Here is a 9,481-nt window from a genome sequence, read left to right on the forward strand (position 1 = left end):
ATTAATTAGGGTTTATTTCGTATGCGAATTTTTAAATAATCTACACTGATCCCCTATAAAAAGCAAAAAAACTCCCCTGAAAATTTCCTAATGCAGTCTTAGCTTGATAGTGATGTGGTTGTACCTCCAAGTATATTGTGTATTTCAATCCAATTACTATTTTACCATATTTAACTATATTGTTGTTAAGAAAGGTGAATTATTCGTACCACCAACATTTTAACGAAAATATACGCTAAGACAGTTTTAGGAAGCGGAAACTGAATTTTTTATAAGCTAAAGATATGCAGGATTTCATGCAGGTTGCGAGGACGATTTGAACTGCCAAATGCTGTTGTGACAGGAATGTATGAAATACTACATATAGAGAAGGGAACGGAAAGCTGGAAAACTTTTGGTATGAATGGTTTTCTGGGATTTAGTTACTGCTGATAATGATGCGTTATGTAAATTAGAAATGAATAGTATATGGGTTTCTTTGCCCATCCCCTCGAAATGGGGGAATAGCAAGCGGATTATTAAAAAATCCTTATAAACAAAGGATTTTAACGTCTTTTAAAAATGATTATGTCAAAACATATACATTTCAATTGAAATATTTCAAATAATTATAAGTTGTATTTTTGAAATGAAAAATTCTAGATTTATAGCTATGTCATAAGGTCTACCTTTTGACATGATGTATAAATTTAGCTAATTCCCCAATCTTGGGGATTTTGGCAAAAACACCCGAGTACAATGAAAAGAATAAAACCAAAAGCTAAAGGCTTATCGTTTGATTCTTTTGATTTAATTTCTTGCCCCTTATCTTTCATCTCCATACTGATACCACACCTTTTTTTATTTTACTCTCCTACTTCTTTTTCCTTTTTAATAAACCTTATAATTAAGTCTTCACCTTTGTATCTAGGGTCTAACTTAATCTCACCTTTATATTCAATTACCTTCACCTTATCCATGACAGTTATACTGTCATACAACTCTTGCTTTACCCATAACTTTTTAACTTTATCATCAACAATCAATTCTAAAGTAGGGTGTTCAAGGATAAGATACTCGGTCTCAACATGCCTCCCAAGAACAGGTGCTTCTATTGGCTTACCTTTCGCAACTAGTTCATCGTTTTGATACCCCTCTATTACTGACAAGACTATACAAAACAATACAAAACAACCAAAGTATATCCAATTTTTCTTTCTTTTTTTTCTTATATGCTTCCAGTTCTACAATATACGCTTCCAATTCATACTCTGTGTACCCCTTAACGTCTGTAGTCAAATAATAGTTTTTTCCAAACTTTTCACTTGTAAATGCTACATAGTCGTTTAAATACTCTGGGTCTTTCTCATAGTTTATAAATTTCTTTTCATCCATACTGCTACCCCTATCTGTCTTCTAGTATACCTACCCCTATTGTTATAAGAAACAAGACAAAGAGTATTAATAGTACTGTCTGTATCCTAAGACTGAATTTATTCTTAGAGCCTTCTAACACGCCCCACAGTATAAGTGGAGAGAGAAGAATACCAAGGAGAATAACAACAAACTTGTTAGTCTCCTTTTCTTTTGGTTTCTCTTCTTCCACTATACGTTCTACCCTGTTTGGTGCTTTTTCTAATGAAGTTGGAGTTTTCTTTTTCTTACGTCTATGATTCACTTCGCATACCCCTTTATTTTGTTTCATAGTTGTCTTTTATGAATACATCCAGTCTGTACTTCAACCCTTCTACTTTCATATTTACATCTACTTTGTCTGAGTAAGTTTTGCCTTTATAAGTGTAGTCTAATTCATAAGACGTATGAAACAAACCCACGAACAAACGCTCTTTCTTCTCTATTACCTCAACTGTTACAGGTTCACCTTTCCGTTGTACTTTAAACTTTTCTCCTGTCAACATGGCACAAATAAGAAAAGAAACAAAGATGCTTATTGCAATTAAAAAGAAAACCCAATACCTTATCTCTCTGTTTTCACTTTTCCGTCTTTCATTACGTGTACGTATATTCATCCCCCTTACTTTGAATCGTAACTATCGTACATAATGTGTAAGGATAATAAAGTTATTTAATTTCATCTCAAAAAATACAGTAGCCTTCTGTCTATTTGAATGACAGAAGGCTTTTAAAGTTGTTTAAAAATCTAGTAATGTCATAGAAAATGGATTTTTAATTAATAATAAAGTTGTTTAATTCTTATTGAATTAATGTTACTTTGTAACAAAGTTTGATTAAAAGGTGGCTGAAAACATTGATCTTATGGCTCAAGAAACCAACGTTTTTTGAAAATTGGGTTTTTAACCAATTCCTCTGGACTTTATCTTAATTGAGTCTATTTTAACTTCAAAATCTTTTGAACCAAAAAGCGAATTTTATTCTTCGATTTTCCAGGCTCGAATCACTTTTTCATTCCCTGTTACATACATCATGTTTTGATTGAAACATATATGACTTATGCTGCCTTTGAGCGCCTTGAAATATCGTGCTTCGCCGTCTAGGCTAAGTTCTATAAGAGTTCCGTTTGCTAATCCTAATACTAGCCATTGACTGTCTGGGTGCCATGTAATCGAATAAATCGCACTATGAAATGTTTTAAAAACTGGGAGTCTGAAAATGAACTTTCCAGTATGGGCATGTATTAAAGAAAATGAACTTGGAGAATACCGATCATCAGCTATACCGCCAATCGCAATATAGTTACCACAAGGGCTTACACTTAAACAATAAACCTTTAAATCCCCACCAAGTTCTGTAATCCATTGGAAGCTTTGGTTAGTTAATTCAATACATCCAATTCTTGACCCACCCATAATGTAAATGCAATTTTCCTGTTGAGAATATACCATAAATTCGATATAACCACTTTCGGAAAGGTGTATATTCTTTAAAAAGTCCTTTTGGGTTAATACAGGTTTCCACTTACGTAAATCTAGATCAACCTCTATGAGATGATACTTTTCGGGATTCAGGGCATCATTTAACCACGGATGTGATTGTACGGCTTCTTCTGAGATTCTTAATTTCGTTCCTTTTACAGTTGCTGGTTTGATATCAAAGTGAGTTTTCTCATGTAAATCTTTCCGAGGAACTAGCGCAATAAATTTATTTTCATTTTCCGATATCCATGTAAATGGCGGAGATAGCGGAAGAATATCAATCAAATTTAATGGATATAGATTACAAATAGCTACATGTGCCCGATATCCTTCTACTAAAGGTCCATCAGCTAAAAGTACGGAGTCATCATCTCTTTTAATCATTTCACGTCCAATATCAGTAATTTCATCAATACAATGAAGAGAACTTCCCTCGCGGATTTGTATTCCGGGTATATCCGAAACATACATTCCACCATCGTATGTATGTATAAATTTATCTTCGAAAAGGTGAACTAGATTGGAGTATCTTTTTCTCGCATTATCTTTCGCACAAAGTATACCTTTTTGCCGGTATAATACAGTGGGTTCAGCTATTTTATATGATAATAAAGAAACAGGTACAGATTGTTTCTTTTCTTCTGACGATAATTTATATAGTGGTTTAAGATCATGTGTATGGATCGGTGCATAAATGTTATCGCTTTGTATATCAAACATATCCCAGTTAAAAGCTCTTGCAATATCAAGACGAAGCTGCGTATAAAACCACAATGATTCGTCGTTGTTCAAATATTTCCAAGGTATACATGTTTCTATACAGTTACATAAATCTGAATCGATGCTATCCCCATTTCCATCAACAAAGGATAAATAAATCTCCATATAATAGTTCCCTTTTTCAAATAACCATTGAAAAGCAGATATTTGTTTGATTTCTAAAATGGAACTGAGGGGCTCGTTGCACTCTTTTAAAGTTTTCGTTTGCTTATAACTTGGGAGGTTGGCAATTCTAACATTTTGACTCACGTATATTTCCTCCTTCTACTAATTGATGTATTTCGCAAGTTAAAATAGAGTCATTTGTTAATTAAAATAGAGCCGGTTAGTATTAACTGCTCTCAAACGATTCTTTTGTTTCTAGCATTCTATAAGTACCAAAGATCATATTAATCACATGTGCACGATTGTCATCCAATCTGTTAATACAGCAGCTAATACTGGATTATGAAATACTTCTTCCCAACGTTCGAATGACTTGTGTTGATTTAGAACAATGTTTGATTAAAGAGTAGCTGAAAATATTTATTTTACCACAAAAAAATCCCTCACCTTTTTGAACAAAGATTGATCAAAAGACGAGGGATAAATTATACTGCATCATCAACATTTATAAAAAAGAGCGATAATTTCGAAAGACGAATAGTCAACCATGACCCTCTATTATTTTCATTTTCTGTATACATTGCTGCTGCTCCCCAACCTTTGGGATATCTTCTTTCGATTAATTCAATTGCCGCTTTATATATTTTTTGTTCTATATTCATTTTATGTCTCCCTGTCCGTTTCTTAATTTAATTAATATCTAAATATTCTTTTTTTCATTATACAAGATAAAAAGAAAAGGTGGGGTGAAATTCCAAACCACACCATCTTTATCACCAATTTTTTATCAAACTTTAATATAAATGATCAATCTATTTTATAAAACCACAACTAAAGCACCCGTTACGCTATTTGGCTAGATAAGTTATTTATCACAAAAATTGTCAATCGCTTGAATAGCTAGTTTCAACGCTTTTATTTTTCTTTCTAAAAGCGTTCTTTGGGGACTACCAGCCTTTGACTTATCATAAATGTTCTCAATTGATGGAAGCAAACTAGTAAGAACATTACAAGCTTCTGCTAAATCTTCCTGGGTGTAATAATGGGATCTTTGATTCCAAACGTTTTCTAGCATTGCTAAGGCGATGCAAACAGCTTTGAGTCGTTTCTTTACTAAGGTAGTATTTGCGCCTTTCTGAGTCATCTGTGACAAGGCATTTTCGAGTTTACTGATTGTCGATTGTAAAGATTTTATTGATTCCAATTTATCTACATTTGATACGTTTTCCATGTTAGTACTGTCCCTTCTTCGTTTCTGAATTATTTTGCTTGATACTTGATAAAATCGTTAAGAACCTGATTTCACTCGCAATATTTCAACATAAATAACCAACTCCCTTTGAGAGTGATTCTCAACGTTCTGGCCCAATTGTTGAGCACAAGTTAACTAACACTCTCCAACTAAGGGGAATGACAGAAATCCTATCACTACCCCAACTAACCTGCCTGTTAATCCAATAAGAATTAAACAACTTTTTTGTCACTTAACAAATAGGTTGTATCTGGGAACAAAAAGTAAGACTATGACCTATTTTTACACGTATCTCGGCTGAACCCCATGCTCATCAACTTAAGAATTTAGAATTACCCCAGAACGATAAAATTTTGCACAAGTTGCTCAATTTTATCGTTCTGGGGTAATTTATTTTTGTTAGGTTGACGGCCATGGGGACCCACCCACATTTTAACGAAAACATACGCTAAGCAAATTTCGACCGTGAAGAGCAACTAAGGCAGCTACACGAAAAAAGGAAACAGACAACTATAGCTAAGGTTGAGGAAGCTATAAAACGTCTAACCAAGAGCTCTAAAGCAATTAACTTCAATAGTGTGGCAGAAGAAGCCGGAGTGAGTAAAGCCACACTGTATAACCATACAGAGCTCAAAGAACCCATCAATTTCTTGCGAAATCAACAAGAAAAAGCATTTGTGAACTCTAGGATTAAACGGGACGAGAACAATCAAAATGCCGTCATCGCTTCTCTAAGTTAGAGAAAAAGAATAAAGAGCTTGAAGAAGAAAATAAGCAATTGCGTGAAAAAGAAAATGAAAAGCTTACTAATTACTTCATGAAGTTATAAAATTAGGACCGTACATATTAGACATATCTAAAATGTACGGTCCTTTTGTTTACTAGTGGTTCACTTATCTAACCTAAAGATAAGTATGTGGCCCTTTTACAATTTGAATTTCTTTTTAAGCTTCTTATATTTTCTATATGAACGTCTAACAATGTTTAACATGAAATACGGTATTTTAACAGGGAAAGGCAATTTATAAATGAAGGGCAAGTAAAATGTAAAATATGCCTTTTCTAGGTCTCTCCACTTACTATCTTCTTTTGTTTTTAAGAAATCAGATACATCGACTACATATCCCCTTCCGTTTTCCATCATCACATTTTTCCCGTGAACATCACAAGGAGTTAATCCTTGTTCCCTTGCATACCCTAAAGCTTCATTGATATCAAGGATTACCTGCTTAGGAATTTTAATCCCCTTATGAATGGCATCGTATAAGGTAATTTCTTTTAAACGTTTCAATACTATAAAATTTTCTCCTTTATATATAAGCTTCGAATAAGAAGGATGATTTCCGATTCTTCGGTATACTTCTGACTCTTTTTCAATTCCTTCTCCTTCTCGCGCGTAAACTTTCACTACCCAATCTTTGTATTCTTTGTGCATAAATACTGCAGCATAATTACCTGTCCCTAAACACTTCCAAAGTCTAGGAATATCTTTAACTACTACAGGCTCGAATTCATCCTCACTTCTTATGCTTATCTCTTTTAATAATTCGTTCTTTATCAATCCCACAAAACTATTTATACTCATCATTTCCACTCCGGTTTTGCTAAAAGGGGTTCCACCCCACATCGCTATCAAGCTAACAAAACAAAATTCCCCCTAAAATGAAAAAATACGCTATTCTTTCTATAGAATCATAGGAAAGGATAACATCTTTTTTGCTTTATAGATAGTGCAAAACCTTAGCTTGATAGTGATGGGACGTCCCCATTTGCTGAATAAGATATTTTACTTGATTATAAAAGCTTTAATTACTGTATAGTTTCATAACTTTGCTCACTATCAACTCAGCAGTATTCTCTTCTGGCGGCATCAATAGATTTGTACTTGGCCCATAAACCACAGGGTTTAGTTCCACTTCATACCCTCCGTATATATATTCCTCTTTTGTAGGTAGATAACCTAGATAACCATTCGTGTATCCACCAAAAAAAGCTAGTTCATTGTTCAGATTTTCTTTAATAGCTAGAGCTGTTTCTGAAAAAGGTTCCATTGGTATTCCAGAGAATGATCCATCATTGATTTGAAATAACTGAATTTCTAAATCAATTGCTAACTGTTTAATATTTTCCTTGTGCTTAGCAACAACAACACTAAGCCACTGATCAGTATTAACACCCCATTTCTTTTGAGCTAGTAGCGCCATTTTTTTTATCTCTTCAAGATCAGGAATATCCTTTAGTTTCATTTTCATTGTAGTTGAAATAGTATTCAGCTTTGAAATTAAATTATAAGTAACTGTTGGTAACATCGTTAGAACATTGCCACTCAATATGTAAGCCATGTGTTTTAACGCTTCCTTAGAACCACGGTATTTGGCATTCACATTTCCAGCTGCCCCCTGAACAATGATTACAGGACAGTTCAATGTTTGTTCTAGAATTTCCCTTGTCAATCCTGGATAATCTGCTGATAATATATCACTATCTGACTTTAAGACATTAGGATGAGCAGTACAAAATACAATAATTCCAGTTAGTTCTTTTGTTTTGTAGTTTCTGATTGCTAAAACGCCAATTCGTTTGTCTACAACTCCATTTTCATTTATACCCATTTTTACTTCTCCATCAGATGTTCTCTCTCTTCGATTCACTCCAATTTCACCCATCGTTACATTCCAACCCACCTCAGATAATTGCATATTATCATTTGCAATTATGGCTCCTTTAACCACATTATTAATTAGAATCGTTTTATAAGACTTTATCAATTGATCATCACCGACTGTTTCCGGACCAGAATGGGTATGAGTATAAACAACGGTTATGTTTTTGAATGGAACATTCAACTCATGTGCAACTTGTTCTCGAATTATTATTGTATCTTCTATTAACATTCCTATATTATCAATACTAACAAATACGGTCTTTGTTTGATTATTTTCAAACACATATACTGTTGTATAAATATGTTCTTCAATTTTACTAATCCCTGTTGGTCTATGATATCCAATAAAATCAATACCTAAAGGAGGTGTAATATCCACCTTACATATTCCTACTTTACTCATTTGAACCTCTCCAGTTATCTATGTAATTTGTTATGTAATTACTTTACGTCTTATTCAGCTAAGCTCTACTATTCTAGAATAAAAAATCTCACAATTTCTATACTTATTTTAACACTAATAATCTAAATATTATGATTAAAAATCCTTTATCACCCCAAATAGCAGTCACAATACATAGCCATCTAGCTAAGGTTTTTATATACCTCAAAAATGAAAAAAATTTTTTCTACAGTTATTTACTTTGAGAAGTCAGCGCATTTTTTTGTTTTGGGGACGTTATAAAATTCTTAAGTTGATGGATATGTATGGTGACCCCATGCCCATCAACTTAAGAATTTTCACTACCCCTAAATACAAAAAAACGGTATTCTTTCTCCTTGCATTCCGAAATTCGGCAGGTATGGGTATGTCGCCAAGCCGAACATACCAAAAACGAGGATTTAGGTAGTACGACTTGGACTAGCAATTGTACCTGCCGAACCGCCTAGATCTACTGTTCAAAAATAAGCTCTTACTCTATATTTTTATAACACGAAAAGGGGCTAGCCCCTCGCTTCGCTTCACCCCAGCTCTTACCTCACACCCAAAAACAAGGGGGATTAAACATAATTAAATAAAATATATGAATTATATTTAATAAAATTAAATATAAGTTTAATATTATTGAAAAATATACTAAGCTTATATTGAAAAAGTAAATAGGGGGACGGAACTGTGGATATTAACAATATTCCAAACTGGATTTCAGCCTTGGAAAATGAGGATTTAGAGTTTGTTAAAAACTTAGTACTTCATTCAGGTTCTTTAAAAGAGCTTGCAAAAATTTATGAGGTATCATACCCAACAGTAAGACTTAAACTTGATCGATTAATCGATAAAATAAAAATGAATGATGCCGTAGAAAACGAGGGATTTATTAAATTTATCAAAAGTCTGTCGATTGATGATCGGATAAGTGTAGAAGATGCAAAATTGATTATTGAAAAATATAAACAAGAAAGAGATGGGGAATAATGGTTCTTATTTATGCTGGTATTTTAGCTATTCAATTTTTCTTATCAAGTAGAAACAATATCTATTGGGGAGCAATTTTACCAGTAGCACATATTATATTTCTGACATGGTTGTTTATAACGAATCGTATTGAAAGTACTATTGGCTTTATCCTTTATCTATTATTAGGGACGCTTTTCTTATGTATAGAATGGAAACTAGGTAGAAAGTATTTTCATAAGAAGATACAAAAAGAATTGGATAAAATAAAAACCCTCAACATGAAATAGGGGTGCTCTACTTCAATAAAGAGTAAAGCGCCTTATTTACTATAGATGGTACCGCCAGCATTTCGGAAAAAAACACGTTAAGCAAAAATAAAATCAGCTGCCGATATGGACAGCTGATTG

12 protein-coding genes and 1 pseudogene are annotated in these 9,481 nt (G+C 33.3%); 3 read left to right on the forward strand and 10 right to left on the reverse strand.

Annotated features, from left to right (window positions below):
* Positions 1-689 precede the first annotated feature (689 nt).
* From BPMYX0001_RS34610 to BPMYX0001_RS25320, 8 genes are all read right to left on the reverse strand, one after another.
* Entirely contained in the window at positions 690-821 is a 132-nt protein-coding gene (locus tag BPMYX0001_RS34610; protein WP_006097020.1) for a hypothetical protein, read from the reverse strand.
* Between the two features lie 24 nt (positions 822-845).
* Entirely contained in the window at positions 846-1,163 is a 318-nt protein-coding gene (locus BPMYX0001_RS34255) for a hypothetical protein (protein WP_244268558.1), read from the reverse strand.
* Positions 1,117-1,374, reverse strand: a complete 258-nt coding sequence (locus BPMYX0001_RS34260) for a hypothetical protein (protein ID WP_006097022.1) — start codon at positions 1,372-1,374, stop codon at positions 1,117-1,119. The genes BPMYX0001_RS34255 and BPMYX0001_RS34260 overlap by 47 nt, the downstream gene beginning before the upstream one ends.
* Positions 1,375-1,384: 10 nt before the next feature.
* Positions 1,385-1,657, reverse strand: a complete 273-nt coding sequence (locus BPMYX0001_RS25305; protein WP_033799764.1) for a hypothetical protein — start codon at positions 1,655-1,657, stop codon at positions 1,385-1,387.
* A 13-nt stretch (positions 1,658-1,670) separates the two neighbouring features.
* Positions 1,671-2,009 carry a hypothetical protein gene (locus tag BPMYX0001_RS25310; protein WP_033799364.1) on the reverse strand — a complete coding sequence of 113 codons (339 nt, stop codon included), beginning with the start codon at positions 2,007-2,009 and terminating at the stop codon, positions 1,671-1,673.
* A 360-nt stretch (positions 2,010-2,369) separates the two neighbouring features.
* The gene (locus tag BPMYX0001_RS25315; RefSeq protein ID WP_006097025.1) at positions 2,370-3,902 is read right to left on the reverse strand and encodes a WD40 repeat domain-containing protein; all 1,533 of its coding nucleotides are present in this window, start codon (positions 3,900-3,902) and stop codon (positions 2,370-2,372) included.
* A 341-nt stretch (positions 3,903-4,243) separates the two neighbouring features.
* Positions 4,244-4,420 carry a cytidine/deoxycytidylate deaminase family protein gene (locus tag BPMYX0001_RS35040; RefSeq protein WP_006097027.1) on the reverse strand — a complete coding sequence of 59 codons (177 nt, stop codon included), beginning with the start codon at positions 4,418-4,420 and terminating at the stop codon, positions 4,244-4,246.
* A 203-nt stretch (positions 4,421-4,623) separates the two neighbouring features.
* Positions 4,624-4,989, reverse strand: a complete 366-nt coding sequence (locus tag BPMYX0001_RS25320) for a hypothetical protein (protein ID WP_006097028.1) — start codon at positions 4,987-4,989, stop codon at positions 4,624-4,626.
* 476 nt (positions 4,990-5,465) lie between these two features.
* On the opposite strand from BPMYX0001_RS25320, the pseudogene BPMYX0001_RS34265 reads away from it, so the two are divergent.
* Positions 5,466-5,839: pseudogene (locus BPMYX0001_RS34265) on the forward strand (DUF6262 family protein); the annotation flags it as partial.
* A 96-nt stretch (positions 5,840-5,935) separates the two neighbouring features.
* On the opposite strand, the gene BPMYX0001_RS25325 reads toward BPMYX0001_RS34265, so the two are convergent.
* Together BPMYX0001_RS25325 and BPMYX0001_RS25330 are read right to left on the reverse strand one after the other, a co-directional pair.
* Positions 5,936-6,595, reverse strand: coding sequence for a serine/threonine protein kinase (locus BPMYX0001_RS25325; protein WP_033799765.1), 660 nt, complete (start codon positions 6,593-6,595; stop codon positions 5,936-5,938).
* A 220-nt stretch (positions 6,596-6,815) separates the two neighbouring features.
* Positions 6,816-8,078, reverse strand: a complete 1,263-nt coding sequence (locus BPMYX0001_RS25330; RefSeq protein ID WP_006097030.1) for a neutral/alkaline non-lysosomal ceramidase N-terminal domain-containing protein — start codon at positions 8,076-8,078, stop codon at positions 6,816-6,818.
* Between the two features lie 714 nt (positions 8,079-8,792).
* Here BPMYX0001_RS25330 and BPMYX0001_RS25335 point away from each other — a divergent pair.
* Positions 8,793-9,092, forward strand: a complete 300-nt coding sequence (locus BPMYX0001_RS25335) for a DUF2089 family protein (protein WP_006097031.1) — start codon at positions 8,793-8,795, stop codon at positions 9,090-9,092.
* Positions 9,092-9,361 carry a hypothetical protein gene (locus tag BPMYX0001_RS25340; RefSeq protein ID WP_006097032.1) on the forward strand — a complete coding sequence of 90 codons (270 nt, stop codon included), beginning with the start codon at positions 9,092-9,094 and terminating at the stop codon, positions 9,359-9,361. Before BPMYX0001_RS25335 ends, BPMYX0001_RS25340 begins: the two co-directional genes overlap by 1 nt.
* The last annotated feature ends 120 nt before the right edge of the window (positions 9,362-9,481 follow it).

Origin of the sequence: Bacillus pseudomycoides DSM 12442 (assembly GCF_000161455.1) — a bacterium.
GTDB lineage: Bacteria > Bacillota > Bacilli > Bacillales > Bacillaceae_G > Bacillus_A > Bacillus_A pseudomycoides.

Excerpts from the sequence above, each read along its gene's own strand:
- BPMYX0001_RS34610 (WP_006097020.1), bottom strand. The coding sequence starts at position 821 with ATGGAGATGAAAGATAAGGGGCAAGAAATTAAATCAAAAGAATCAAAC.
- BPMYX0001_RS34260 (WP_006097022.1), bottom strand. The coding sequence starts at position 1,374 with ATGGATGAAAAGAAATTTATAAACTATGAGAAAGACCCAGAGTATTTA.
- BPMYX0001_RS25310 (WP_033799364.1), bottom strand. The coding sequence starts at position 2,009 with ATGAATATACGTACACGTAATGAAAGACGGAAAAGTGAAAACAGAGAG.
- BPMYX0001_RS35040 (WP_006097027.1), bottom strand. The coding sequence starts at position 4,420 with ATGAATATAGAACAAAAAATATATAAAGCGGCAATTGAATTAATCGAA.
- BPMYX0001_RS25320 (WP_006097028.1), bottom strand. The coding sequence starts at position 4,989 with ATGGAAAACGTATCAAATGTAGATAAATTGGAATCAATAAAATCTTTA.
- BPMYX0001_RS25325 (WP_033799765.1), bottom strand. The coding sequence starts at position 6,595 with ATGAGTATAAATAGTTTTGTGGGATTGATAAAGAACGAATTATTAAAA.
- BPMYX0001_RS25330 (WP_006097030.1), bottom strand. The coding sequence starts at position 8,078 with ATGAGTAAAGTAGGAATATGTAAGGTGGATATTACACCTCCTTTAGGT.
- BPMYX0001_RS25340 (WP_006097032.1), top strand. The coding sequence starts at position 9,092 with ATGGTTCTTATTTATGCTGGTATTTTAGCTATTCAATTTTTCTTATCA.